The organism is Oleiphilus sp. HI0132 (assembly GCF_001635845.1).
Genome location: NZ_LWGJ01000823.1, coordinates 1 through 270, shown reverse-complemented (window position 1 = coordinate 270; position 270 = coordinate 1). Strand labels below are relative to the sequence as shown.

At 45.6% G+C, this 270-nt stretch carries 1 protein-coding gene; it reads right to left on the bottom strand.

Annotated features, from left to right (window positions below; all coding sequences use genetic code 11):
* The coding region (locus tag A3766_RS30855; RefSeq protein WP_369808619.1) for a transposase at positions 1-270 on the bottom strand (270 nt) is incomplete at both ends.

Below are 270 nucleotides of genomic sequence, written 5' to 3'. Positions count from 1 at the left end.
TCATGCGCACTAATTAACGGACTTCTTTCACCATATGCATTACACCGATAGCTAGACCATCGGTAATCAGCCGGATGCTCGACCATATTAGCCATAACCGGGTTTAGCTCTATATACCGATAACACTTGAGCAAATACCCTTCAGCATCGATCAAGCTTGCTTTATGACGACTCTCCCACAATGTACCGCATCGCCGATATGTCTTATTGATGTATTGTACATAGCGCCGCCCAAGTGACTGCATCACTTTAGAGACACCGTCAGTGCAT